General features: G+C 62.7%; 27 protein-coding genes. 24 read left to right on the top strand and 3 right to left on the bottom strand.

All coding sequences use genetic code 11. The features are described 5' to 3' along the window. Nucleotides 1-49 precede the first annotated feature (49 nt). Genes ABH939_RS13240 through ABH939_RS13150 form a run of 19 tightly spaced genes read left to right on the top strand, consistent with a single transcriptional unit; the run spans nt 50 to nt 18558 of the window. Nucleotides 50-616, top strand: coding sequence for a TetR/AcrR family transcriptional regulator (locus tag ABH939_RS13240; RefSeq protein WP_024487471.1), 567 nt, complete (start codon nt 50-52; stop codon nt 614-616). After that, entirely contained in the window at nt 613-1818 is a 1206-nt protein-coding gene (locus ABH939_RS13235; RefSeq protein ID WP_003944019.1) for a cytochrome P450, read from the top strand. The genes ABH939_RS13240 and ABH939_RS13235 overlap by 4 nt, the downstream gene beginning before the upstream one ends. Then, nucleotides 1818-2624 carry an SDR family oxidoreductase gene (locus tag ABH939_RS13230; RefSeq protein WP_003944110.1) on the top strand — a complete coding sequence of 269 codons (807 nt, stop codon included), beginning with the start codon at nt 1818-1820 and terminating at the stop codon, nt 2622-2624. The genes ABH939_RS13235 and ABH939_RS13230 overlap by 1 nt, the downstream gene beginning before the upstream one ends. Continuing rightward, complete coding sequence (locus ABH939_RS13225; protein ID WP_404649698.1) at nt 2621-4015, top strand: cytochrome P450; 1395 nt, start codon at nt 2621-2623, stop codon at nt 4013-4015. The genes ABH939_RS13230 and ABH939_RS13225 overlap by 4 nt, the downstream gene beginning before the upstream one ends. A 2-nt stretch (nt 4016-4017) precedes the next feature. Then, on the top strand, nt 4018-4209 hold the full coding sequence (locus tag ABH939_RS13220; protein WP_020907945.1) for a ferredoxin: 192 nt from the start codon (nt 4018-4020) through the stop codon (nt 4207-4209). Nucleotides 4210-4246: 37 nt separating this feature from the next. Next, the gene (locus ABH939_RS13215; RefSeq protein ID WP_007728648.1) at nt 4247-4798 is read left to right on the top strand and encodes a hypothetical protein; all 552 of its coding nucleotides are present in this window, start codon (nt 4247-4249) and stop codon (nt 4796-4798) included. A gap of 5 nt (nt 4799-4803) precedes the next feature. Further along, nucleotides 4804-6051: a hypothetical protein gene (locus ABH939_RS13210; RefSeq protein ID WP_081557939.1), complete on the top strand. Its 1248-nt coding sequence runs from the start codon at nt 4804-4806 to the stop codon at nt 6049-6051. A 26-nt stretch (nt 6052-6077) separates the two neighbouring features. Then, nucleotides 6078-7715, top strand: a complete 1638-nt coding sequence (locus ABH939_RS13205) for an acyl-CoA synthetase (RefSeq protein WP_030536771.1) — start codon at nt 6078-6080, stop codon at nt 7713-7715. 53 nt (nt 7716-7768) lie between these two features. Continuing rightward, complete coding sequence (locus ABH939_RS13200; RefSeq protein ID WP_030536770.1) at nt 7769-9022, top strand: cytochrome P450; 1254 nt, start codon at nt 7769-7771, stop codon at nt 9020-9022. Nucleotides 9023-9056: 34 nt separating this feature from the next. Beyond that, nucleotides 9057-9797: an ABC transporter permease gene (locus ABH939_RS13195; protein ID WP_030536769.1), complete on the top strand. Its 741-nt coding sequence runs from the start codon at nt 9057-9059 to the stop codon at nt 9795-9797. Continuing rightward, nucleotides 9794-10666, top strand: coding sequence for an ABC transporter permease (locus ABH939_RS13190; protein WP_003944051.1), 873 nt, complete (start codon nt 9794-9796; stop codon nt 10664-10666). Before ABH939_RS13195 ends, ABH939_RS13190 begins: the two co-directional genes overlap by 4 nt. Before the next feature lie 9 nt (nt 10667-10675). After that, nucleotides 10676-11845 (top strand): MCE family protein, encoded by a 1170-nt coding sequence (locus ABH939_RS13185; RefSeq protein ID WP_054782099.1) that lies wholly within the window; start codon nt 10676-10678, stop codon nt 11843-11845. Next, nucleotides 11842-12864 (top strand): MCE family protein, encoded by a 1023-nt coding sequence (locus ABH939_RS13180; RefSeq protein WP_404649697.1) that lies wholly within the window; start codon nt 11842-11844, stop codon nt 12862-12864. Before ABH939_RS13185 ends, ABH939_RS13180 begins: the two co-directional genes overlap by 4 nt. 5 nt (nt 12865-12869) lie before the next feature. Further along, nucleotides 12870-13883, top strand: a complete 1014-nt coding sequence (locus ABH939_RS13175; protein WP_050794052.1) for an MCE family protein — start codon at nt 12870-12872, stop codon at nt 13881-13883. Further along, entirely contained in the window at nt 13883-15145 is a 1263-nt protein-coding gene (locus tag ABH939_RS13170; protein ID WP_030536765.1) for an MCE family protein, read from the top strand. Before ABH939_RS13175 ends, ABH939_RS13170 begins: the two co-directional genes overlap by 1 nt. Beyond that, on the top strand, nt 15142-16275 hold the full coding sequence (locus ABH939_RS13165; protein ID WP_172827027.1) for an MCE family protein: 1134 nt from the start codon (nt 15142-15144) through the stop codon (nt 16273-16275). Before ABH939_RS13170 ends, ABH939_RS13165 begins: the two co-directional genes overlap by 4 nt. Then, nucleotides 16272-17591 (top strand): MCE family protein, encoded by a 1320-nt coding sequence (locus ABH939_RS13160; RefSeq protein WP_064689621.1) that lies wholly within the window; start codon nt 16272-16274, stop codon nt 17589-17591. Before ABH939_RS13165 ends, ABH939_RS13160 begins: the two co-directional genes overlap by 4 nt. Beyond that, entirely contained in the window at nt 17558-18094 is a 537-nt protein-coding gene (locus ABH939_RS13155; RefSeq protein WP_225320042.1) for a hypothetical protein, read from the top strand. Before ABH939_RS13160 ends, ABH939_RS13155 begins: the two co-directional genes overlap by 34 nt. 5 nt (nt 18095-18099) lie before the next feature. Then, nucleotides 18100-18558 carry a hypothetical protein gene (locus tag ABH939_RS13150; RefSeq protein ID WP_225320405.1) on the top strand — a complete coding sequence of 153 codons (459 nt, stop codon included), beginning with the start codon at nt 18100-18102 and terminating at the stop codon, nt 18556-18558. On the opposite strand, the gene ABH939_RS13145 is transcribed toward ABH939_RS13150, so the two are convergent. Next, the gene (locus ABH939_RS13145) at nt 18555-19145 is read right to left on the bottom strand and encodes a TetR/AcrR family transcriptional regulator (protein WP_003943994.1); all 591 of its coding nucleotides are present in this window, start codon (nt 19143-19145) and stop codon (nt 18555-18557) included. The genes ABH939_RS13150 and ABH939_RS13145 overlap by 4 nt on opposite strands. 203 nt (nt 19146-19348) lie before the next feature. On the opposite strand from ABH939_RS13145, the gene ABH939_RS13140 reads away from it, so the two are divergent. Continuing rightward, nucleotides 19349-20887, top strand: a complete 1539-nt coding sequence (locus ABH939_RS13140; protein WP_064689623.1) for an FAD-binding protein — start codon at nt 19349-19351, stop codon at nt 20885-20887. A gap of 28 nt (nt 20888-20915) precedes the next feature. On the opposite strand, the gene ABH939_RS13135 is transcribed toward ABH939_RS13140, so the two are convergent. Beyond that, complete coding sequence (locus ABH939_RS13135; RefSeq protein WP_030536759.1) at nt 20916-21425, bottom strand: MarR family winged helix-turn-helix transcriptional regulator; 510 nt, start codon at nt 21423-21425, stop codon at nt 20916-20918. Between the two features lie 174 nt (nt 21426-21599). Here ABH939_RS13135 and ABH939_RS13130 point away from each other — a divergent pair, with 174 nt between their 5' ends. After that, nucleotides 21600-22382 carry a dioxygenase gene (locus ABH939_RS13130; protein ID WP_003944012.1) on the top strand — a complete coding sequence of 261 codons (783 nt, stop codon included), beginning with the start codon at nt 21600-21602 and terminating at the stop codon, nt 22380-22382. A gap of 40 nt (nt 22383-22422) precedes the next feature. Here ABH939_RS13130 and ABH939_RS13125 read toward each other — a convergent pair whose 3' ends face one another. Further along, nucleotides 22423-22881: a peroxiredoxin gene (locus ABH939_RS13125; RefSeq protein WP_007728696.1), complete on the bottom strand. Its 459-nt coding sequence runs from the start codon at nt 22879-22881 to the stop codon at nt 22423-22425. A gap of 57 nt (nt 22882-22938) precedes the next feature. Between ABH939_RS13125 and ABH939_RS13120 the strand changes: the two genes are divergently transcribed. The 3 genes from ABH939_RS13120 to trpC all read left to right on the top strand — a co-directional run bounded on the left by ABH939_RS13120 (nt 22939) and on the right by trpC (nt 26161). Then, nucleotides 22939-24525, top strand: coding sequence for an anthranilate synthase component I (locus tag ABH939_RS13120; RefSeq protein ID WP_058227001.1), 1587 nt, complete (start codon nt 22939-22941; stop codon nt 24523-24525). Further along, complete coding sequence (locus ABH939_RS13115; RefSeq protein ID WP_162114712.1) at nt 24522-25226, top strand: TIGR02234 family membrane protein; 705 nt, start codon at nt 24522-24524, stop codon at nt 25224-25226. The genes ABH939_RS13120 and ABH939_RS13115 overlap by 4 nt, the downstream gene beginning before the upstream one ends. Nucleotides 25227-25351: 125 nt before the next feature. Further along, the gene (trpC, locus tag ABH939_RS13110) at nt 25352-26161 is read left to right on the top strand and encodes an indole-3-glycerol phosphate synthase TrpC (RefSeq protein ID WP_003944016.1); all 810 of its coding nucleotides are present in this window, start codon (nt 25352-25354) and stop codon (nt 26159-26161) included. The last annotated feature ends 6 nt before the right edge of the window (nt 26162-26167 follow it).

Genomic DNA, 26167 nt, shown 5'->3' with positions numbered 1-26167 from the left:
GTCCAGACACGTGTCCAGCAAACGGGGCGATTCAAGTGGCGGGGGATCGATTGTCTACGAATCCACTCGCAGGCGCCTCACGGGCAAACAGGCGGAAACTGTGGCCAGGCTTGCCGAAGCAACAGTGAAAGTTCTACGCAAACAAGAGTTTTCCGGGCTGACTGTCCGTTCGGTTGCGGCCGAAGCGGGTGTAGGAACTGCGACCGCCTACACGTATTTCGCGTCCAAGGAGCATCTCGTCGCAGAGGTTTTCTGGCGAAGACTTCAGAACTCGTCGGCGCCTGATGGCTCAGGGTTGGATCGCACCGCGCACGTGCTGTCTGTACTTCGAAATATCGCGCTGCTTCTCGCGGACGAACCGGAGGTATCGGCCGCCGTGACCAATGCACTGCTCGGATCCGACCCTGAAGTGGAACATCTTCGCGGCCGGATCGGGCTCGAGATCCATCAACGACTCGCCTCGGCGTTGGATCCGAATGGCGAACCCGAAGTGTTGGAAGCGCTCGAAATGCTTTATGCCGGGGCGCTTCTGCGGGCAGGGATCGGCTACGGAACCTACGCGCAAATCGCTGGACGCCTCGAGGCCTCAGCTCTACTGATCCTGGAGAAATCATGACAGAAGCTTTGATCGATCCGGTGGTCTTCAATCCGTACGACTACCACTTTCACGACGATCCGTATCCGACGTACAAGCGTCTGCGCGAAGAATCACCCCTGTATCACAATCCGGACGTGGGATTTTGGGCATTGTCGCGATATGCGGACGTGGTCGACGGATTCAAGGACAACAAGCGTCTGTCGAGCGCAAACGGAGTATCACTCGACCCCGCAGCCTACGGTCCACACGCGCATTATGTGATGTCGTTTCTCGCTATGGATGATCCCCGCCATATGCGGTTGCGCCAGTTGGTTTCTCGCGGATTCACACCGCGGCGTGTTGCGGAGCTCGACGGCCGGATACTCGAACTGACGAAGCAACATCTGATACCCGCGCTGGGCGCGGGGGAGTTCGACTGGATTACGGAGGTGGCGGGAAAGCTGCCGATGGACGTCATCTCCGAACTCATGGGTGTCCCCGAACCCGACCGAGCCGAACTGCGGCGCAAGGCGGATCTGGTGGTGCATCGAGAGGCGGGTGTTCTCGACGTGCCGCAACCTGCGGTGGAGGCTTCGATCAGTTTGATGGGCTACTACAAGGAGATGATCGCGCAGCGTCGCCGATCGCGGACGGACGATCTGACCTCGGCCTTGCTCGACGCCGAGATCGACGGAGACAAGCTTTCGGACCAGGAGATCCTCGGATTCATGTTTCTGATGGTCGTGGCCGGAAACGAGACCACGACCAAGCTTCTCGGAAACGCTCTGTACTGGGGTTCGCACCACCGGGAGCAGATCGCACCGGTCCTCGACGATCCCGAACGAGCCTCGGAATGGGTGGAAGAGACTCTTCGCTACGACACGTCGAGTCAGATCGTGGCTCGGACTTCGGTTGTCGACCTCGAATACCACGGGCGCACGATTCCGGCGGGGGAGAAGGTCCTGCTCCTGATCGGATCGGCCAACCGAGACGCCGACGTCTTCGACGATGCCGACAGCTTCCAGATCGGCCGGAGTTCGTCGGGCAAACTCGCGAGTTTCGGTGGTGGCGTGCACTTCTGCCTCGGTGCCCACCTTGCCAAGCTCGAAGCCAAGATCGCCCTGGCGGAGTTCGGGCGTCGGGTCAGCGACTACGAAGTCGTCGAGTCCGGAATCGAGCGTGTTCATTCGACAAATGTCCGGGGCTTTGCGGCCCTGCCGGTGAAAGTGCAGGTGCGCTGATGCCTCGTTTCGAACCCAATCCTGTTCGCCGGCCGGCACTGATCAGTGGTGCGTCGTCGGGAATCGGCACAGCCACCGCGTATGCCCTGGCCGAACTCGGGCATCCGGTTGCACTCGGTGCGCGTCGAGTCGCCGAATGCGAAGCCATCGCCGAGAAGATCCGCAGCAACGGTGGTGAAGCGTTCGCCCACTTCCTCGACGTCACGGACGGTGATTCGGTCGACGGGTTCGTCTCGGCCGCAGAGGCAGTCCACGGCCCCGCGGAAATCGTCGTCTCCGGTGCCGGAGACCTCGAATTCGGGGCTGCGGACGAGATGAATCCTGAGGCGTTTCTACGGCAGATCCAAGTTCACCTCGTCGGTGCGCAGCGATTGGCGCATCGTGTTCTCCCCGGTATGAGGCAACGACAGCGCGGTGACTTCGTACTGATCGGCTCGGATTGTGCCGAGCGCCAGCGTCCACTCATGGGTGCGTACGACGCAGCGAAGGCCGGGCTCGAGGCAATGGGGCGTCAGATGCGAATGGAGCTCGAGGGAACAGGCATTCGCGCGTCGATCGTGCGACCCGGGCCGACACTGACCGGCATGGGGATGGACACGACGCCGGAGATCATCGGACCGGTCGGGGAATCGTGGAGCAAGTGGGGGTTCGCCCGCCATGGTTACTTTCTGCGCGCCTCGGACATCGCCAATGCCATCGTCGCCGTTGTGTCGGCGCCGCGAGGAGCACACATCGTGCTCGTCGAAGTTCAGCCCGAGGCGCCACTGGACAAACTTCCCACTGCGAACTCACAGGAGACGACATGACGCACGGAGTGCAAGAGACGTCGCGAACACTGCCAGAGCCGCCGCGGGTGTCCGGCGGGGATCTCCCGCACGGGCATCTCGAGGAACTGCGAACCGACCCGATAGCGCTCATGCGCCGGGTGCGTGAGGAATGTGGTGACGTCGGCGCCTTTCAACTTGCCGACCGCACAGTGATCTTGCTGTCCGGAGCCGAGGCAAACGAGTTCTTCTTCCGCTCCACCGACGAGGATCTCGACCAACAAGCGGCTTACCCCTTCATGAAGCCGATATTCGGTGAAGGCGTCGTCTTCGACGCCAGCCCGGAGCGGCGTAAAGAGATGCTGCACAACTCGGCTCTGCGCGGCGAACAGATGCGCGGGCACGCCGCCACGATCGGCCGCGAAGTCGAGGCGATGGTCGCGCAGTGGGGAGACGAAGGCGAGATCGATCTGCTCGACTTCTTCGCCGAGCTGACCATCTATACCTCGTCGGCGTGCCTGATCGGCAAGAAGTTCCGCGACGAACTGGATGATAGCTTCGCCAAGCTGTATCACGAGCTCGAACAGGGAACGGATGCATTGGCTTTCGTGGATCCGTACGCGCCGATCGAGAGTTTCCGCCGCCGCGACGAGGCCCGGTTGGCGTTGGTCGCTCTGGTACAGGACATCATGAACGGGCGCATCGCGAATCCTCCGCATGGCAAGGATGACCGCGACATGTTGGACGTGTTGGTCTCGGTCAAGGACGAGAACGGCGACCTCCGGTTCAGTGCCGACGAGATCACCGGAATCTTCATCTCGATGATGTTCGCCGGCCACCATACGACTTCCGGCACGGCAGCGTGGTCGCTGATCGAGATGTTGCGGCATCCCGACACCATGACGGACGTCGTCGACGAACTCGACAATCTGTACTCCGACGGCGCCGACATCAGTTTTCATGCCCTGCGCCAGATTCCGGTTCTCGAGGCTGTGGTCAAGGAAACCCTTCGACTGCATCCGCCGTTGATCATCCTGTTGCGGGTGGCACGTGGAGATTTCGAAGTGGGCGGCTTCGAGATCCGAGAGGGCCATCTTGTCGCCGCGACACCCGCGATCTCCAATCGAATCGCCGAGGACTTTCCCCGGCCGGACACCTTCGATCCCGGGAGGTACATCGACCCGAATCAAGAGGACATCGTCAACCGCTGGACGTGGATTCCGTTCGGAGCCGGCCGGCATCGCTGCGTCGGCGCTGCGTTCGCCCAGATGCAGCTCAAAGCGATCTTCTCGATCCTGCTGCGGGACTTCGAGTTCGAGATGGCGCAGCCGTCGGAATCCTACCGAAACGACCACAGCAAGATGGTCGTCCAGTTGCAGCAGCCGTGCGCGGTGAGGTACCGGCGCCGAACACGTCCCGGGCGTGAGGGGTGATCATGCACGTCGAAGTCGACCTCGACCTGTGCCAAGGCCATGCGGCGTGTGAGCTGGAGGCACCGGAGATCTTTGTCGTCCCGAAGCGGGGGAAGGTCAGTCTTCTGGACTCGGACCCACCCGAGTCGCTCCGCGGTGAAGCCGAGATGGCGGTCAGGTACTGCCCGACCGGCGCCCTGAGAATTGTCGATTGATTGCAGCGAATTCATGTGCTCGAGGGAGGAAGTTCAGATGACGGGTTTCGACCGCGCAGAGCTCGACGAGATGGTCCAACGCTGGATCGAGGCGAACAAAAAGGCCGAAGCCGCCGGCGATTGGAAACCGTTGGCGGACATGTATACCGAGGACGCCACGTACGGGTGGAACTACGGCCCCAAGCAGGATTTCATGGCGGTGGGGCGCGAGGAGATTCGCGAAGTCGCGCTCGGTCTCGAGATGAAGGGCCTCGAAGGCTGGGAGTATCCGTATCAAGACTTTGTGATCGACGACCGTAGCGGAAACGTGATCGGCTTGTGGAAGCAGATTTCCGATGCCAAGCGTGAGGACGGTAGCAACTACTCCGTCTACGGTATCGGTGGTAGTTGGTTCCGCTACGGCGGGGATTTCCAATGGTCGTGGCAGCGTGACTTCTTCGACTTCGGGAACGTGTCGGCACTGTTCATGGAGATGATCGGCAACAACGCTCTCTCGAAGGGGATGCAGGGCCGGATCCAGCGATCGATCTCGGGCGACCCGCTACCGGGCTGGTATCCGGTGGGCACCGCGCCGGTTTCGCTGTGGTGAGTCCGATGTCGGTGCGCGATTCCTTCGAGGCACTCTCGCAGCGCGACCTTGCCGTGCTGGTGCCCGAGTTGCTCCTGTGCGGGCAGCTGATCGATCGCTCGGGCATGGCGCATCTGATCGTCGAATTCGGACGCGAGGGTATGGCACAGGTGGCCGTCGAGGAGTGGGAGTCGGCCAGCCCCTGGTACACCCGCCGCATGCAGAAGGCTCTCGGATACGAGGGCGACGACGTCGTGACGATCTTCAAAGGATTACAACTCGACATCGGCGCTCCTCCACAGTTCATGGACTTCCGATACCGGGTCGACGATCCGCTGCACGGTGAATTCTGGCTCGACCATTGCGGAGCACTCATGGACGTCGAGCCGTTGGGCGATGAGTTCGTGACCTCGATGTGTCACGACATCGAGGATCCGACTTTCGATGCAACGGCTATCGCGACCAACCCGCGCGCCCAGATCCGGCCGATTCACCGACCACCGCGCAGGCCCGCCGACCGACATCCGCACTGCGCCTGGACCGTGTCCATCGACCCGTCGCACACGCCTCCCGTGATGACCGCGCACACCGAGCAGATCGGAAGCACCGCCGCGGTGACGGTCGAGCTGAGCCCGATCGATCACGGTGGGGACGGTAGGGCGGACTACTCGGGTCCGTTGTTGTCCGACCTGAGGTTTTCCGACTTCTCGCGATCAGCCTTGGTTCGTATCGCAGAGGAGATCTGCGTGCAGCATCATCTGTTGGCGTTGGGCTTTCTGGCAGCGGTTCGCCGCCGTGCCGACGAAGACAAGGCTCGCGAGATCACGCGAAAGCAATTGACCGGAATCGCGGGAGTTGCGGCACAGCGTATTCGAGATGCGCTCGGGCTTCCTTCGACGCTGGAATCGTTGGCATTGGTCCTGTCCGTGCATCCCTTGCTGAATCCGAAGCAGTATGTGGAGAGCGAGATTCGACAGGACGGCGGTGCTCTGGAGCTGCGGATCTCGCGAGAAGCTCTTGTCGACCGCGACGGCGGTTGGCCGACCTTGCTCGGCAGCGAGCACCTCGATCCTCTCCAAGCTTTGGTCCGCGGCGTGAATCCGCACTTCACCGTGAGAGTGGTGGCCGAAGATGCCGCGGGGCTTCTTCTGGCCGTCGACATCACCGAAGCTCCCGCTCCGGAATGCGTCGAAGTCGCCATCACGAAGGTCAGTACCGGCGCGGCATTCGTATTCGAAGATCGCGGAATCCCCTTGCCTCTCTTCGTCGTCTGACCGGCCGAACCCGAAGGACTCAACCTATGGCGTACACGTTTGCAGACCTGTTCGAGCATTCCGTCGATGTGATGCCCGATCGCCTCGCGCTGATCGTTTCCGGCGAGGAGGTGACATACCGTGAGCTCGACGAGCGGGCCAACCGATTGGCGCATTACTTCCAGTCCGTCGGGTTGGGTGTCGGTTCGCACATCGGTATTCAGCTGCACAACTCGATCGAGGCGATGGTTGCTGTCCTCGCGGCCTTCAAGATCCGCGGCGTTCCCATCACGGTGAACTACCGCTACACGAGCGACGAATTGGTTTATCTGTACGAGAACGCGGATCTCACGGCGTTGGTTTTCCATCGTGGTTTCGCTGAGCGGGTCGCCGAGGCCTTGGTGGCCACGCCGCGGGTCAAGTACGTGATCGAGGCGGCGGACGAACTCGCTCTCGGGAACGAACCGTCGATTCCGGGGGCAGTGGCGTACGAGGATGCGCTCGGCAACCAATCCTCGCTTCGCACAGGTGAACATGCATTTCCCGAGCGTTCCGGCGATGACGTCTACGTTCTCTACACCGGCGGAACAACCGGACGACCGAAAGGCGTCGTCTGGCGGCAGGAAGACATCTGGCGCGTATTGGCCGGCGGTTACGACTTCTATTCGGGTGAGCCGATCGCCGACGAGTACCAGCAGTCGCGCGGTGGCGCCGCGGCAGCCGAACCGATGCGGTGGTGCATGCTTCCACCGCTGATCCACACCTCGGCACTGATGCCGACGTTCAACGCTCTGTTCTCCGGAAACACCGTCATCTTCGAACCGAAGTTCGATGCGGCACAGGTCTGGAAAGTCGTCGCCGAGTATCGGCCGCAGGTCATGGTCATCACCGGCGACGCCATGGGCCGTCCACTGGTCGAAGCCCATCACGAATTGCAACCGGATGGGTCGAGCCTGGCTGTGCTCGCCTCTGGCGCTGCGCTCTTCTCCGGATCGGTCAAAGATGCGTTCTTCGACGTCTTTCCGAATCTGATGATCTCCGATTCGGTTGGATCGTCCGAAACAGGCTTCGGCGGAATCGGATTCGCAACCAAAGGGCTCGAGCAGCGTGGCGGACCCAAAGTGGGTGCCAACAGATTCACGGTCGTCGTCGACGACGACAACCGTGTGTTGGAGCCGGGCTCGGGCGCCGAAGGATGGCTGGCGAAACTCGGAAACGTTCCACTCGGCTACTACAAGGATCCGGTGAAGTCGGCCGAGATATTCCGCGAGGTGAACGGCGCACGGGCAGTGGTGACCGGAGACCGGGCGCGGATCGAGGACGACGGCTCGGTCACCCTCCTCGGACGGGGAAACATGGTGGTCAACACCGGCGGCGAGAAGGTCTTCGTGGAAGAAGTCGAAGCCGTGGTGAAGGCCCATCCCGACATCTACGACGCGACAGTGATCGGTGTTCCGGACGAGCGGTGGGGCAATCGGGTGGCGGCAGTGCTTCGCATCCGCGACGGTGTGGAACCGGATTTCGAATCCATCGAGAAGCACGCCCGCAGTCACCTCGCCGGCTACAAGATTCCGCGTTCCTTCTGGATCGCCGACGAGGTCGTTCGAGCGCCGAGCGGCAAGCCGGACTACCGCTGGGCCAAGGAGTTCTCACAGAACAGCGACCCGGTCCACCGGATCGACTAGCGCTCACACGCAACACCCGGCACCCGGCACCCATCCGTAAAGGAGCATCTGCAATGCCTGAGATCGACCTTCCCGACGGGTTCGACGTGACCGACCCACATCTGTACGGCGAGCGCGTCCCGCTTGCCGAGTTCGCCGAACTACGACGATGCGCTCCGGTCTGGTGGAACGCCCAGGAACCGGGTACCGGCGGATTTCACGACGGTGGTTGTTGGGTTGTCTCCCGCCACGCAGACGTCCGCGACGTCTCGTTGCGCAGCGAGGAGTTCTCGAGCAACGTCAACGGCTGCATTCCGCGGCATGAAGACAACATCTCGGCGGAGGAGTTGGAGGCGACAAAACACGTCCTCATCAACAAGGACGCCCCTGAGCACACACAGCTGCGCAAGTTGGTGGCACGCTTGTTCACTCCGCGGTCGGTGGAAGCGATGCGGGCCGGGTTGGAAGCGCGGGCAGAAGACATAGCGTCGGCTGCCGTGGCGGAAGGTAGCGGTGATTTTGTCAGCCAGGTCGCCAGCGAGTTACCCATGCAGGCGATCTCGGAGCTGATCGGTGTACCGCAGGACGGGCGCCGTCAGCTGTACGAATGGTCGAATCAGATGACGGGATACGACGACGAGTCACTCGCCGGCGAGTCTCGGATGGCGTCGGCGCAGATATTGGGCTACGCCTATCAACTGGCTGAGGCGAGACGGGAGGAACCGCTCGACGACATCATCTCGCGCTTGGTGCATGCCGACATCGACGGGCAGAAACTCACCCCGGAACAGTTCGGTTTCTTCGTCATCATGTTGGCTGTCGCGGGCAACGAAACGACGCGAAACGCAACGACACTCGGCATGATGGCATTTCTCGAGCATCCGGATCAGTGGGAACTGTACAAGCGCGAGCGTCCGCGCACCGCCGCGGACGAGATCATCCGCTGGGCTTCGCCACTGACGTCGATGCAACGAACAGCAGTGGTGGACACACAGATTGCCGGCACTGCGATTGCGAAGGGGCAGCGCGTCGTACTGCTCTACGGCTCGGCGAACTTCGACGAAACCGTCTTCGGGAACCCCGACGTCTTCGACATCACCCGAGACCCGAACCCGCACCTCGCGTTCGGAGGAACCGGGCCGCACTACTGCGTCGGCGCCAACCTGGCCAGAATGGAGGTCGATCTGATCTTCGGCAAGATCGCCGATCACATGCCCGACATCAGCAAGCTCGGCGATCCGAGCAGGCTCTCGTCCGGTTGGCTCAACGGGATCAAGGAATTCAAGGTCGACTACGGCAACTCCACGTCATGTCCTTCGGGGCATTGACGTGTACAGCGGAAGAGTTGCACTTGCGGGCCCGATGCGCGAACTCGGCCAGTTCTACCGGATGGGCGCCGATGTCGCAGTGGGCTTGTTCCGCACCCGCTTTCAGGTGCAGGAGTTTCTCGAGCAGAGTTGGATGATCGCCCGGGTGTCGATCGTGCCGACCGTATTGGTGGCCGTGCCGTTCACGGTCCTGGTGAGTTTCACGCTCAACATCCTGCTCCGTGAGATCGGTGCCGCCGACCTCAGCGGCGCCGGGGCCGCGCTCGGCGCCGTGACTCAGGTCGGTCCGGTGGTGACGGTGCTGATCGTGGCAGGTGCGGGCGCGACTGCCATCGCCGCCGATCTGGGATCGAGAACGATTCGTGAAGAGATCGACGCCATGGAGGTGCTCGGGATCGATCCGATCACTCGGCTGGTGATTCCTCGGGTGGTCGCGTCGACCGTGGTGGCTTTGCTGCTCAACGGACTCGTCTGCGTCATCGGCATCGCCGGCGGTTACGCCTTCTCGGTGTTTCTCCAGGGCGTGAACCCTGGCGCCTTCGTCGAGGGAATCACGTTGCTGACCGGCCTGCCCGAGGTGGCGTTGTCGATGGTCAAAGCTGCACTGTTCGGGATGCTGGCGGGATTGGTGGCCTGCTATCGCGGACTGTCGGTACGGGGTGGGCCGAAAGGCGTGGGGGAGGCCGTCAACGAAACGGTGGTGTACGCATTCATGGCGTTGTTCGTCGTCAACACCATCGTCACCGCGGTCGGCATCCGATTGACGGCGGGGTGATCGAGGTGACGCTGTCGGATTCGCTGGCACAAATCGGCAAGTTCGGACGCACGCGGGCGCGGGTGGCTCGAACGTCACGCTCGATCGACGACGTCGGGCGACAAGCTGTCTTCTTCGCGCGCGCCATCGCTCACATCCCGTGGGCAATTCGCAAACACCCGAAAGAAGTGTTGAGGCTGGTAGCCGAGATCAGCATGGGCACCGGAGCTTTGGCAGTGATCGGCGGCACGGTTGCGGTCGTAGGATTTTTGACTCTCGCCTCGGGCGGCACCATTGCGATCCAAGGTTTCAGCTCACTGGGAAATATCGGAGTCGAAGCGCTCACCGGATTCTTCTCCGCCTTCATCAATGTTCGTATCGCTGCGCCGGTCATCGCGGGAATCGGCCTGTCGGCCACGATCGGCGCAGGTTCGACCGCGCAGATCGGTGCCATGCGCATCAGTGAGGAAATCGACGCCCTCGAATCGATGGCGATCAGTTCGGTCCCGTACGTCGTCAGCACCCGCGTCACCGCAGGGATGATCGCGATCTTGCCGCTGTACTCATTGGCGCTCGTAGGATCTTTTCTGGCCGGACGATTCACCACGGTCGTGCTGTTCGGTCAGTCCTCCGGTCTTTACGACCACTACTTCACGACGTTCCTCGATCCGGTCGACGTCGCATGGTCCTTCGTTCAAGTGCTCGTGATGGCACTACTGGTGATGCTGATCCACACGTACTACGGATACAACGCGTCCGGGGGACCGTCGGGCGTGGGAACTGCAGTGGGCCGCGGGGTTCGGCTCTCGCTGATCTGCGTCGTGGCGGTGACCCTGCTCGTCTCACTCGCGCTCTACGGCGGTTCCGGCAACTTCAATCTGTCCGGTTAGGGGGACTGCGTGCACAGATACGGCTACAAGTTGGCTGCTCTGGGCTTGGCTGCGGCGATCGTCGGGGTCATCGCTTTGTCGGTCGCGTCTTTCAACCAGGTGTTTGTCGCTCGCGTCCCGATCACGGTGATCGCGGAGCGCGTGGGGCTCGTGATGGATCCGGGCGCGCGGGTGAAGATGGCCGGGGTGACCGTGGGCTCGGTGGAGTCCATCACGCCGACTGACGACGCCACCGCACAACTGTCGTTGTCGATCGATCCCGAAGCGCTCGAATCGATTCCGTCAAACGTGGATGTGGCGATCACGTCGAACACGGCCTTCGGCGCGAAGTTCGTCAGCCTGTCCTCGCCGGAGCAGCCGAGCAGCGCGCGACTTGCCGCCGGGGCGACGATCGACGCATCCCGGGTTACTGTCGAGCTGAACACGGTGTTCGAGAAACTCACCGCCGTGCTCCGGACGGTGGACCCGGGCAAACTCGATTCGACATTGGGTGCCCTCTCGACTGCTCTGCAAGGACGCGGCGAACGGCTCGGGGTCGCACTCGAACAAGCAGATTCCTCCTTGCTCGAATTCAACACTGCACGTGAGGCTCTCGATCACGTGTTGACTGACCTGCCAGCCGTCACGCAGACCTACCGCGACGCTGTTCTCGACTTGATGGACACCCTCGACTCGCTCACGACTACGGGAACCACTGTTCTCGACGAGCAGCAGAATCTTGATCTCCTCTTGCTCAACGTGATCGGGGTCGCCCGCACCGGAGAAGACGTACTGGGAGAAAACGCCGACGGTATCGACACCGTTCTGTCGTTACTGCGGCCGACCACCGCACTGCTCGAGGAATACTCCCCGGTGATTCCCTGCATGTTCCACGGACTTCAGGAGAGCAAGAAGATCGGCGACGGCGCCTACAACGGACAACCAGGAATCAAGATGTCGATCGGTCTGATCGCCGGAACCGAACCGTACCGATATCCCGACGACCTCCCGAAGGTCGCGGCAACCGGTGGCCCGCAGTGTATGGGCCTTCCACTGCGCGACCCGAACATCAATGCGCCGTACCTGGTGACCGATACCGGGGTGAATCCGTTTGCGCCCGAGCGTCAGCCGAATGGTGGGCAACCGATGAACACGGTTCCGGATCTGATGAGCTACCTGTTCGGGACGGAGATCCGATGAAAGTTCGTGGGTACACCGTCAAGTTCGGAATTTTTGTTCTGGTGATGATCCTCGTCAACGCCGGGCTGATCCTCGTGTTCGGCCAGATGCGAGGTGGCGAGGCGAGGTCGTACTCGGCGGAGTTCGTCAACGCCTCCGGGCTCAGAGCCGGCGACAAGGTGCGCATCGCCGGTGTGCCGGTCGGTTCTGTCGGCTCCGTCGAATTCGGTGGGAATCACCGTGCCCACGTGAGTTTCAGTGTGGATACGGGTGACACCGTGACCGTATCGACCAGAGCCGCTGTTCGATATCAGGATCTGGTGGGTAATCGATACCTCGAATTGCTCGACGATCCGGGGATCGCGGAACCGCAACCGGAGGGCGAGAGCATCCCTGTCGATCGCACCGCACCGGCACTCGACCTCGATGCGCTACTCGGTGGTTTCAAGCCGCTGTTTCAAGCCCTGGACCCGGAGCAGGTCAACGCGTTGTCGATGTCCTTGCTCGAGGTGTTTCAAGGCCAGTCCGGAACTGTGGCATCGGTGCTGGCGCACACCGGATCGATTACGAACACTCTCGCAGACCGCGACCAACTGATCGGTCGAGTGATCGGCAACCTCGACGGTGTGCTCAGCGAATTGCGCAGCCGCGGTGGTCAGTTCAGTGACACTCTCGATCACCTACAACAGCTGGTCAGCGGGCTCGCGGGGGACCGGGAGATGATCGGGACTGCCGTCGAGAGTGTGAACGCCGCATCAGGCACCTTCGCCGATCTCCTCGCCGGAGTTCGCCCGGACATCGCGGGAAACCTGTCGAAGCTGGACGCAAGCCTGAATCCGCTGATCGAGCAACAAAGTGAGCTCGATCGGATTCTCGCGTCCATGCCCTCGAACTACAAGCAGCTGATCCGAGTCGGCTCGTACGGGTCGTTCTTCAACTTCTATCTGTGCGGAATCGCACTGAAGGTCGACGGTGCCGACGGTACGCCGCTCACTGTCGACCTGGTGGATCAGACGACCGGAAGGTGCGCACCACGATGAGAGAGATGGCACAGAGCCAGGCCGTACGCGTGGGGGTCGTGGGATTGGTCGTCACGGCCGCCGTCGTATTGGCATCGCTCCAGTATCAGAATCTGCAGTTCCTGAAATCGGGTGTCGGGTACAGCGCGGTGTTCGCCGACGCCAGCGGTCTCGCGCCGGGAGACGAAGTCAACGCCGCCGGAGTGAAGATCGGAACGGTGGATCGGATCGAGGTCGAGCACGGACTCGCGCGCGTGGATTTCACACTGGAAGGCTCGATCGGTTTGGGAGAAAGCACATCGGCGGCCGTCACCACGATGTCGTTGCTCGGCAAGCGAGCGGTATCGCTCGATCTGGACGGTCCGGGAAGGATCGCGGTCGGCGGCGAGATCCCGGTCGAGCGAACAAGATCGGCGTACTCGCTGCCCGACGTGCTCGGTGACCTCACCACGACGGTCGAGGACATCGATCTCGACCAACTCTCCGAATCGCTCGACGCAGTGGGGCAGGTGATGTCCGACAGTGCGCCGAACCTGAGGCCGGCGCTGGACGGTGTCGCACGGATCTCCGACAGCGTCAATAGACGCGACGACATGTTGCGCACCTTGCTGTCCGATGCAAACGACGTCGCCGGGACGCTGGCCGAGCGTGGACCACAGGTCAACGCGCTACTCGTCGACGGCAACGCCTTGTTGGGAGAACTGGATCGGCGACAGGCGGCGCTGGGGGAAGTGATCACGAACATCTCGGCGTTGTCGACCCAGCTGAGCGGACTCGTCCACGACAACGAGGCGCAATTGCAGCCGGTCCTCGGCAAACTCGACACGGTTGTCGGAATTCTGCAGAACAACAAGGACAACCTTTCTCAGGGAATCGACGGTCTCGGTACGTACGTGGGCACGCTCGGTGACACCGTGGCCAGCGGCCCCTTCTACTACGCCTACGTCCAGAACCTGGTGCCGGCGCAATACACCCAACCGTTGATCAACGCGATGTTCGGGCTACCACCTGCGCCGCTACCGATTCCGGAGGTTCGATGATGGGTGCCTTACGAGTTCGCAAACCGGTGAACTGGCGCCGAATCGCCGTCGTTGGTGGAAGCGTCATCGGTGCGGCGATCGTCGTCGTGTCGGGATACCTTGCGGTGCAACATCTGCGCTACTACAACGTGACGGCCTACTTCACCTCGACGACCGGTCTGTATGTCGGTGACGACGTTCGTGTCGTGGGAGTCGACGTCGGCCGCGTCACCGCGATCGCCCCACAGGGAGATCGAATGCGCGTCGAACTGAAATTGGCGCGCGAGGTTCCCGTCGCCGAGGACGCGAAAGCGGTGATCGTTGCCCAGTCGCTGGTCTCGGCCCGCTTCGTGCAGTTGACGCCGGCGGTGACGGACGGCGCCGACGCACTGAATGACGGTGCGGAGATCCCACTCGACAGAACGGCCGTCCCGGTCGAGTGGGACCAGATCAAGGAACAGCTGGGCCGGGCTGCCGACGCTTTGGGCCCCGTCGGGGACGATCGCGGTCCCGCCGCCAACTTCCTCGACGGTGCCGGATCCGCACTGGCTGGCAACGGGGAAGCGCTGGGGCGCTCGGTGACCGAACTCTCGGAGGCTATGAGCACACTCGACGAAGGCGGAGCCGATCTGTTCGGCACCATCCGCGGCCTGCAGACCTTCACGACCGCACTCGCCGCAAGCGACGAACAGATCGTTCAGTTCCAAGGACGACTGGCAAATGTCTCGAGTGTGCTCGCCGAGAGCCGGACGCAATTGGCTCCGGCTCTCGCCGATCTGGACGCCGCCGTCGTCGACGTACAGCGGTTCGTCGAACAGAACCGAACCGGCTTGACGGAGCAGATCGCGAAGTTGGCCGACGTGTCCCAGGTATTGGTCGACAAGCGCGCAGGTCTCGAGAAGGTACTGCATCTGGCTCCGACAGCGTTGTCGAACTACTACAACGTCTACCGGCCGGCCCAAGGAGCGATGGTGGGTGTGCCCGCATTCCAGAACGTCGGCAACCCGATCGACTTGATCTGCGGCGGAATCGCCGGCCTGGCCAACGACACCTCGAAGAAGGGCGCGGATTTGTGCATCGAATACCTCGGCCCGTTGCTCAACACGATCAAGGCGAACTACCCGGACCTGAGCATCAATCCGACCCGGGCGCTCGGGGCTCTTCCGGACCAACTGGTGTACAGCGAGCCTGATCTGGAACCGACTGGCGCCTTGAGCTTTCCGATCATGCCCCCGGCGCCTGACCTGGCCGGACTGCTCATGCCGTCGACGGAACCCCGATGACTACCCGGAGGTGGGTGACAGTCTGTGTGGGGGCGAGCACCGTGCTGGTTCTGGCGGGTTGCCAATGGAGCGGGCTGAATTCGGTTTCGCTGCCAGGCGCGGCTGGGCGCGGTGAGGGGAGTTTCGCAGTCGTGATCGAGATGCCGGACGTCACGTCGATAAGTCCCAACTCTCCGGTCATGGTCAACGACGTGACGGTCGGAAGTATCAGTGCGATCGAGACCGACAACTGGCACGCACGGGTGACGGTTGCACTCGACGGTTCGGTGTCCCTGCCCGCCAATGCGACTGCCACGATCGGCCAAACCAGCCTGCTCGGGTCCAAACACGTCGCGCTTGCGCCGCCTACCGATGTTGCGCCGGAAGGGCGGTTGTCGGAGGGATCGGTGATCCCCCTCGCGTCGGCCGGCGTCTATCCCACCACCGAGGAAGCGTTGACGGCACTGTCATTGGTCCTCAACGGCGGCGGGCTCGCTCAGATTCACAGCATCACCACGGAGCTGAACACGGCGCTCGGCGGACGGACGGATGCGGCGCGCGACCTGCTGAGTCAGATGGATACCGTGACCGAAACACTCGACCGCCAACGTGATGCGATGGTCACGACCATGGAGAATCTCGACGTCTTCGCCGGCGAGATCACGGCTCAGCGAGACGTTCTCGGTGAGGCGTTGGAGACCCTTGATCCGGCCTTGGCGGAACTCAGCGCCCAACGCGTCGACCTGACCACCGCCCTCGATGCGGTCGGCAGGTTCGGGGACGTCGGGACCGATCTGGTCGACCGGACCCGCGACGATTTGAAAGCCAATTTGAGCGCCTTGGAATTGACGCTGCAGAAGGTGGTCGAAACAGGACCGGACCTGATCAACAATTTGGGCAACCTGAGTACCTTCCCCTTCCCCCAGACGACCATCGACGACGGAATGCGCGGCGATTACACCAATTTGTGGGCGCTGATCGACCTCACGAGTAATCGCCTCCAGTCGGGTCTCGGCTTCGGTACGCCGTTCGGGGCGCCGCAAACTCCGGTGGAGAACGGAGTACTGGTCGATCCTTTGACCGCCCCACTCGGCACAGGGCAGCCCGGCCCACTTGGCACAGCGCAGCCCGCCCAGGGAGGTGGACGATGATTCTCACGAAGTTGGTGCGAAGGCAATTGACGATCTTCGCGATCCTGGCGGTGATAGGCATGAGCGCAGCGGCTATCTCGTACCTGAGAGTTCCGACCATGCTCGGAATCGGGCGCTATTCGGTGACAGTCGAACTGCCGGACGCCGGTGGCCTGTATCGGAACGCGAACGTGACCTATCGCGGCGACACCATCGGTCAGGTCAGATCGGTGCGTCTGTCTCCGGGAGTGGTACGCGCCGAATTATCTTTGGAGAGTGCGGTTCCCGTTCCCTCCAGCGGGCTCGCAGTAGCGGTGCGAAGTGTGTCGGCCATCGGCGAGCAATACGTCGACATGCAACCGAGAACCGCGGACGGACCGTTTCTGGCCGACGGAGACGTGATCGGCCCCGACGCTGTCACGATCCCGACCGAGATCGGACCGGTCCTCGATCAGGCGCAGGCGATGCTCGCATCGGTACCGCAGGACAAGTTGCGATCGGTGATCGACGAGTCCGCGGCAGCTTTCGGAGGCAGGGGAGAGGATCTGGCTCGTCTGCTGGATTCGACCACTTCGTTCGTCGATCAGATGTCTGCTGCCACAACCCCGGCCACGACGCTCGTACAGCAGTTGGATCCGCTCCTGCAGACACAGGTGGTGACGGGCGATCAGATTCGCCAGTGGGCGTCCAGTGTCGCTCAACTCAGTGGACAGTTGGAGGTCGCCGACGGGTCCGTGCGCAATATCCTCGAGACCGGACCGGGCTTCGCGACTGAAGCCGACCTGCTGTTTCAAGGCCTCAAACCCACTTTGCCTGTGCTGCTTGCCAATTTCACCAGCACCGCTCAGGTGGCTTTGACGTACAACGCCGGGTTGGAGCAGGTGCTCGTCATCTTGCCGCCACTGGTCGCGGCACAGGAAACCGTCGTCCAACGCGGGCAGGTGGACGGCGCCGCGAACGTCAACTTCCATCTCCAAGCGCAGGACCCTGCGGCGTGCTCGACCGGTTACCTTCCGGCCGATCAGCGACGGGACCCGACCCAGACGAGTGTGCCGGACACCCCGGCTGATCTGTACTGCAAAGTGCCACAGAACTCGGTCTTCGCCGTTCGTGGATCACGGAACATTCCCTGCATGGAGGTACCGGGCAAACGAGCACCGAGCCCGGAGATCTGCCGGAGCCCCGAAGCGTACGTGCCGTCGGGGACCAATGCGCCCGGCGAGTTGTACACCGGGCCTGACGGAGTCGACTATCAACACACGGAGTTGGCTCCGGCTGACTCCGGCCCGGGGGAGGGTGAGCCGTGGCAACAGTTGCTGACGCCGACGAATCGCTGAGAGGTGAGGTGCTGGATCCGGTCGGAGGGAAGCGCGGTGTACTCACTGCCCTGGTCTGGATTGCACTCGCGGCTCTGAGCGTCGTTGTCGTCTTCGGTGCTCTGGCAGTTCGATCGGACCGCGCGCGAGAGTCCCAGCGTCAAGACTACGTCGACGGTGCGGTCGCAGGAGCCCTCGCTCTGATCGACGTTCACTCCGCCACAGTCGACGAGGACCTCGAGACACTGCAGTCGCTGAGTACGGGAACCTTTGCCGACGAACTGAAGTCCGGCGAATCTGCGTTCGTCGCGTCCATCCGTGATTTTGCCGTCGATTCCGACGGGCGTGTCGACACCGCAGCCTTGGCATCGGAATCCGGTAAATCGGGGGTGGTGCTGATCGCGGCATCTGCTCAGGTCGGCAATTCAGCGGGAGAGTCTTCGGCGCGCACCTACCGTCTGCGCGTCGGTGTCGAGGACGTCGACGGGCGGGTACTGATGTCGAGTGTGGAGTTCGTGCCGTGAAGCGCATGGTCATAGCGCTTGCAGCGTTGGTCTTGATGGGAGTCGGCGGCACTGCGATCTGGAGTCACCACCGTTCGGGGGACGCTGAAACCGCACGTGCCGAGGTGATCGGTGTGGCGCCCACGCTCGTCGAGAAGCTCTTGAGCTACAACAGCGATACCGTCGACGGCGATCTCGCACGAGCGGCCGAAGGCGCCGGCGGATCGTTTCAGGACAGTTTCACCGAATTCGGATCGAAAACAGTTGCCCCACAGTCGAAGGAGCAGGGAATCAGCACGAAAGCGCGAGTAGTCGATGTCGGAGTGCTCTCCGCTGCTGCAGACCGAGCGGAATTGCTCCTGTTCGTCGATCAGATCACGACGAGTATCGCGCGGCCGGCACCAGCGTCGACGTCGAGCCGAGTCGAGGTGACACTCGATCGAGTCGACGGCACATGGCTGGTGAGTGCCATGACCCCCATCTAGTGAAGGTTGTCGCGGCCCGCCATGATCAGCCTGGCAGTGACTTCGAGCCGGTCTGCGATCTGCGAATAGGACTCGTAACCCATGCCGGCTCGGACAAGCGCTCCGGACCAGGAGATTTCGAGTGCTTCGAGTACGTCGGGATCGTATGACGGCCCCAGCGCCTCGATGAGCCGCTCGCGGATGTTCTTGCCGATACGTCCCCGAAGGTGTTCGACGTCGGGATCGTTGCCCATCATCGCCGTGGTCACGGCCGCGGCCAGCTCCGGTTCGTCGGAAACGAGGAGTGCGACGCTTCGAAGGACCGAGCAGACCTGCGCTTCTCGTTCCGCCTCGGGGGAGGGCTCGTGCGGTACCGCGTCGAGTCGGCGCCAGAACAGTTCTGCCACAAGGTGACTCTTGGACGAGAAATAGGTGTACGCCGTAGCCGCGGCGACACCGGCTTCCGCTGCCACCATCCGCACGGTCAGATCCGCAAACCCTTTGTCGCGCAGGACCGTGATCGCTGCCGCGGTCAATCGATCGACGGTTTCGGCTTGCTGCTGTGTGAGCCGTCGACGAGTGGACTCGAACTTGGTCTTACCAGACATGTGTCCAGACACTACGGGATCGGACCCGTGCGAGCAAAGTGTGCGCTATCGCTGCTCGTTCTCGTTCTCGCTCCCGCTCGGCGTCATGTCTCGCTCCCGCTCGGTGGGACAGAATTTCGAACCCCCGCGATCGCTAAGTCCATGTGTTAGAACGATTTCTAGAACATGTTCGGAAACTGTGCCCAGAATCAGAGAGGCTGACGATGACGAAGTGGGACGAGACGTGCGACGTACTCGCTGTGGGATCAGGCGGCGGACTCACCGGCGCGTACACGGCAGCCCGCGAAGGCCTCGACGTCATTGCGATCGAAGCAACCGACAAGTACGGCGGAACAACGGCGTACTCGGGCGGCGGCGGAATGTGGTTCCCGTGCAACGCCGTTCTTCGTCGGGGCGGGGACGACGACACCATCGAGGATGCGCTGGAGTACTACCGATCAGTGGTGGGTGATCGTACGCCCGCCGACGTTCAGGAAGCCTACGTTCGAGGTGGCGCCGGGTTGATCGACTACCTCGAAGAGGACTCGAACTTCGAGTTTCAGATACTGCCGTGGCCCGACTACTTCGGTGAAGAGCCCAAGGCTCGAGCGAGTGGACGGCACATTGTTCCCAAGCCGATGAACGCGAACAAGCTGGGTGCCCTTCGTGATTCGCTTCGTCCGCCGCTGGCGACGGAACGGCTGGGGGAGGAGTTGCCGAAGTACCTCGTCGGCGGCCAGTCGTTGATCGGTCGATTCCTGTTGGCTCTTGCGGAACTCCCGAACGCCACCATGCACCTGAAGACCACTCTCGAGGAACTGGTTGTCGAGGACGGGGTGGTGGTCGGAGCCGTCGTCGACCGAGATGGTCGGCGTCGAACCATTCAGGCACGCAGAGGAGTGATCCTCGCCGCCGGTGGATTCGAGCAGAACGAGACCATGCGTGCCGAATTCGGTGTCCCCGGATCCGCTCTCGACACGATGGGCTGCCCCGGCAACCTCGGGAAGGCGCACCAGGCTGCGGTCGCCGCGGGTGCCGACACCGACCTGATGGGCGAGGCCTGGTGGTCGCCGGGACTCACCCATCCAGATGGGCGCTCCGCGTTTGCGCTGTGGTTCACCGGCGGAATCTTCGTGGACGACGACGGTCGTCGATTCGTCAACGAATCAGCGCCGTACGACCGCTTGGGTCGCGCCGTCATCGAACACATGCGGGCAGGGAAAGTAACCACGCCGTACTGGATGATCTACGACAACAGAGAAGGCGCAGTGCCGCCGGTGAAGGCACCCAACGTACCCATGGCCCAGACGGAGCAGTATGTGGCTGCGGGGTTGTGGAAGAGTGCACAGACACTCGAAGACCTCGCTGCCCAGATTGATGTTCCCGCAGCGGAACTGGTGGAGACCGTGAAGCGATTCAACGCGTTTGCGGCGACTGGCGTCGACACGGACTTCGGTCGAGGAGACACTGCGTACGACCGCGCCTTCTCCGAGGGGGCTTCGCCGCTCGTACCGATCGATCAAGGGCCGTTTCACGCTGCCGCTTTCGGCATCTCCGACCTCGGGACCAAAGGTGGTCTACGGACCGACGCGACCGGGAGGGTGCTCAAAGCCGACGGTACGGCGATTGCCGGGTTGTACGCGGCGGGGAACACGATGGCAGCGGCCAGCGGGACTACGTACCCCGGCGGTGGAAACCCGATCGGAGCGAGCATGCTGTTCAGTCACTTGGCTGCACTCGACCTCGCGAAGCTGCCGTCTTGATCATCAGTCGCTCGTCTCGGGGATGTGGTCAGGCCTTGCCGAGTCCGGCGGCGATTCCCTTGTCCAGTTGGGTGAGCATTGCTGTACCCAACGACGAAAGCTGGGCGACCTGGCGATCGTCGAGGCCCTCGAAGAGGAGACCTTGAACTGAGGCGACGTGCGGCGGTGCGGCCGCGACCACCTTTGCCATTCCCTCATCGGTGAGCACTGCGTTGGAGCCGCGGCTGCCACGAATGACTTCCCGTTTCACCCAGCCGGCCTTCTCCATCTTCGTGATCACGTGCGAGAGGCGGGACAGGGACGCGTTCGCGCGCTGGGCCAGTACCGACAACTGGAGCTTGTGGTCGGGGGCGTCCGAGAGTGCCGCGAGTACGAAGTATTCGAAGTGTGTGAGTGCCGAATCGCGTTGTAGTTGAGTGTCGAGTGCGGCAGGCAACCGTGTCACGAGAGCGATCAGTGTCAGCCATGCTTCTTGCTGCTCGGCTGTGAGCCACTTCGTCTGAGACTGCGCGTCGGGCTGCGCGGTCGGTTCACTCATCGGTGACTTCTCCTTCGGGTCGAGCATTCTTCGTGCACGGAGCGTGCTTGTGTACAGCGTCTCAGACGCATGTCCAGAAGAATCCTGCGGGGAATAGTTGCGGGACGCAAGTGTTGAGTTCTATATTAGGTTGAATCTTCAACTTGCGACGAATGTCTATCCCGAGGAGTCCGTATGTCCACCACAACCATGCCTGCGCTGTATCTCAGCCACGGTGCTCCGCCGCTGGTGGACAGCGCGTTGTGGGTCGACCAGTTGGGGGCGTGGGCCGGCGACCTTCCGCGGCCGACGGCAATCCTCGTCGTATCGGCGCACTGGGAATCAGCACCGCTGACGATCGGATCGACGACCACGGGCACCCCGCTCATCTACGACTTCGGTGGTTTTCCCGAGAGGTTCTACCGCGCGAAGTACAACTCTCCCGGCGCTCCGGAACTCGCCGCCCAGGTTGCCGCGTTGATGCCGGACAACGAACGCGTGGTTCAGCAGCCGAATCGAGGCCTGGATCACGGTGCCTACGTGCCGCTCACGGTGATGTACCCGGACGCAGACATCCCGGTACTGCAAATTTCGCTGCCCACCCTCGATCCCGAGCGTTTGCTCCATCTCGGACAGCGCCTACGGCCACTCCGTGAGCAAGGTGTACTGATCGTGGGATCCGGATTCACCACGCACGGGCTACCGTTCCTGCGCGATCCGTCACCGGAGGCGCAGGCCCCGGGATGGTCGGCGGAATTCGACGCGTGGGCAGGGGAGAGGTTCGCTGCCGGTGACGTCGATTCCTTGATCGACTTCCGCGCTCAAGCTCCCGGGATGCCGTACGCGCATCCGACCATCGAGCACTTCGCCCCGTTGTTCGTCACGCTCGGTGCGTCATCCGATCCGGAACAGGTGCCCACCCAGGTGATCGACGGATTCTGGATGGGGCTTGCGAAGCGCTCGATTCAGGTCGCCTAGAGATTTCAAATCGCGCAGAGAATCAGGTCGCCCAGGTGGGTCAGCTTCGATTGCGAAGGAACTCGAGCGCCTGGTCGCCGTGGGTGTTGGCGCGTAGTTCACTCGAGATGACTTTGAGGACGGTGCGGTCGGTGTCGATCACGAAGGTCGAGCGTTTGACCGGAGCCAACTTGCCCAGGAGTCCGCGCTTGACGCCGAACTGTTCGGCTACCTTGCCGTCGGTGTCGGCGAGTAGGGGGTAGTCGAAGGATTGTGCGGTGGCAAAGGTGGACTGAGCTTCGACCGTATCGGTGCTGATGCCCGCTCGCGAAGCGCCCACCGCGGCGAATTCGCTGCCGAGGTCACGGAAGTGGCACGCCTCGGCGGTGCACACCGGCGTCGAGGCTGCCGGGTAGAAGAAGAGGACCAGGGGTCCGTTCTCGAGCAGGCTCGTCAGCGAGCGCGGAGTCCCGTCCTGGTCGGGCAGTGAGAAATCGGGAGCGAGTTGGCCTGGTTTCATTCGGCCGAGGTTACCCGCGCACGACGACCGTGTGGGGGAGCCTGGGATGATGGAGGCATGCACGGCGAGCCCACCTCCATGTCCGCACGGTCGTCCGACACCGCGATCGTCGGTGACGCGTCCGATTCCACCACCACCCGGGAGCAGTTCCGTGCCCTCGCAGCTGAGCACCGGGTCGTTCCGGTCACTCGGAAAGTGTTGGCGGACTCCGAAACTCCGCTCTCGGCGTACGAGAAGTTGGCCGGCAATCGTCCCGGCACCTTCTTGCTCGAGTCGGCCGAGAACGGTCGTTCGTGGTCGCGGTGGTCGTTCATCGGCGTCGGAAGTCCGGCTGCACTGACCGTCGTGGACGGAGAGGCGGCCTGGTACGGCAACGTTCCGGCCGGCGCTCCGGCCGGCGGCGACCCGATCGACGCGCTCGGTGCCACCCTCGAGCTGCTTCGTTCGGAGCGGCTGCCCGACCTGCCCCCGCTGACCGGCGGAATGGTCGGATTCCTCGGCTACGACGCGGTGCGGCGCCTCGAGAGATTGGGTGACTCCGCGGTCGACGACCTGCAGATCCCCGAAATGGTCATGCTGCTTGCCGCCGACATCGCCGCAGTCGATCACCACGAAGGGGCGATCACCCTCATCGCCAATGCCGTCAACTGGGACGGCACGGACGAGCGCGTCGACACGGCGTACGACGACGCAGTCGCCAGGTTGGACGCGATGACTCGTGCTCTCGCGGCGCCGGCGAAATCGACGGTGTCGACATTTTCGAAAGCGACTCCGAACTACCGTCGTCAGCGCACCACCGAGAGCTTCGGTGTCGATGTCGACAAGTTGATCGGCGACATCGAAGCGGGCGAGGCATTCCAGGTAGTTCTCTCGCAGCGATTCGAGATCGATTGCACTGCAGCACCGATCGACGTGTACCGGATGCTGCGAGCGTCGAACCCCAGCCCGTACATGTATCTGCTCAACGTGCCGAACGGTGATGGAGAGACGGCGTTTTCGATCGTCGGTTCGAGCCCGGAAGCACTGGTCACCGTCGCCGAGGGCGTCGCGACAACACACCCGATCGCTGGAACCAGATGGCGCGGTGCCACAGAGGAGGACGACATCCTGCTCGAGAAGGACCTCCTCGCCGACGAGAAGGAAAACTCCGAGCACCTCATGCTCGTCGATCTGGGGCGAAACGATCTGGGTCGTGTCTGTCGCCCGGGCACGGTGAAGGTGCACGACTACCGGCACATCGAGCGGTACAGCCACGTGATGCATCTCGTATCGACGGTCACCGGACATCTGGCCGAGGGAAAGCACGCTCTCGACGCCGTCACCGCATGCTTCCCCGCTGGAACCCTCTCGGGGGCACCCAAGGTCCGAGCGATGCAGCTGATCGAAGAACTGGAACCGACCAGGCGCGGTATCTACGGCGGCATCGTCGGCTACCTCGACTTCGCCGGCGACGCCGACACCGCGATCGCGATCCGAACGGCATTGATCAAGGACGGGATCGGATACGTCCAGGCGGGCGCCGGCGTCGTCGCCGACTCGGATCCGGTCTACGAGGACACCGAGGCCCGCAACAAGGCGATGGCAGTGCTGAGCGCGATTGCGTCGGCGCACACCCTGCGCACCATCGGAGGTGACGATCAGTGAGTGAGAACGAGTCGAGTGCAGCGGAGCCTACAAGCGTTTCTCGTGGCACCGCCGTGCCGAGAACGCTTCTGCTGGCGTTGTCGGCAGCAGCTCTGTGGGGCAGCTCACGAATGACGTGGGTTCATCTGACCTCGAGCGACGGCAAGACGCTGGAGAGGACGACGGATCTCGACGGCAGCACCTGGGCGGCGGCGATGACTCCGCTCGCGCTCGCGCTTCTGGCGGCGATCGCGGCGTCGTTTGCGGTGCGAGGTTGGGCACTTCGGGTAGTCGGACTGTTGGTTGCCCTCGTCGCCATCGCGGTAGCGGTTCCGGCAGTGCAGTTGTTGGTGTCCGGAGCCTCTGCGGACCGAGCGGTGGACTTGGCCGAGTTGTCCGGTCACCCGGAAGATCTCTCGACGACTGTTTCGGTATTGCCTGCCTTGCTTGCGTTGGTCGGAGCGGTGGCGGCGCTCGGCGCGGCGGTACTTCTGATGCGCAAACCTCCAGTGCGAGGCGGGTTGTCGTCGAAATACGACAACCCTGCCGCGCGCCGCGAGGCCGCAGCCAAGCTCGGTCAGGGAGACAAACCCGCATCGGACGAGCCTGTGACACAACGGATGTTGTGGGATGCGCTCGACGCCGGAGAGGACCCGACAGCGACTGACGGGGACGACGGAGTTGGGGGAGACAACGGCGCGAAACCGGGGTCGTCCCACTGAGTAAGACTGAACCCTCACCTGCGTGGGTACCCCGACGGAGTAGCAAAATTTCGTCCCACTAGGCTGAGACCACCCTGATGACGTATCTCACATCGGGCTCTTGCCCAGAAAGGATTCGGGCCACGATGACCGTACTCGACTCGATTCTCGACGGGGTGCGCGCTGATGTCGCCGCCCGCGAAGCCGTACTCGACTTCGCTGCAGTCAAGGCTGCTGCGGCCGCTGCACCGCCTGCACTCGATGCTGCAGCAGCACTTCTGGAATCGAGCATCGGCGTCATCGCCGAGGTCAAGCGAGCGAGCCCGTCAAAGGGTGCGTTGGCCGACATTGCCGATCCCGCTGAGCTTGCCGCGGCGTACCAAGCCGGTGGCGCACGCATCATCAGTGTTCTCACCGAAGAGCGCCGTTTTCACGGCTCGTTGGCCGACCTGGACGCAGTCCGTAAAGCGGTCACCATTCCGGTGCTCCGCAAGGACTTCATCGTGGGGCCGTACCAGATTCACGAGGCTCGCGCTCACGGCGCCGACGTCATCTTGCTGATCGTCGCGGCACTCGAGCAGCAGGCGCTCGCCTCGTTGATCGATCGCACCGAATCTCTGGGAATGACTGCCCTCGTCGAGGTGCACACGGAGGAAGAAGCCAACCGCGCGCTCGAAGCCGGCGCCAAGGTGATCGGTGTGAACGCCCGCAATCTCAAGACTCTCGAGGTGGACAAGAACACCTTCGGTCGCATCGCTCCCGGTCTTCCGACCGAGACGATCAAGATTGCCGAGTCCGGTGTTCGCGGAACTGCCGATCTGTTGGCGTACGCCGGGGCGGGCGCCGACGCAGTGCTCGTCGGTGAAGGCCTCGTGACCAGCGGCGACCCTCGCAAGGCCGTCGCAGATCTGGTCAATGCAGGTGCGCACCCGTCCTGCCCCAAACCGTCTCGATAAATCGCT

It is taken from the genome of Rhodococcus sp. 27YEA6, assembly GCF_044908235.1.
Taxonomy (GTDB): domain Bacteria; phylum Actinomycetota; class Actinomycetes; order Mycobacteriales; family Mycobacteriaceae; genus Rhodococcus_F; species Rhodococcus_F qingshengii.
This window is presented reverse-complemented; position numbering and strand designations above follow the sequence as displayed.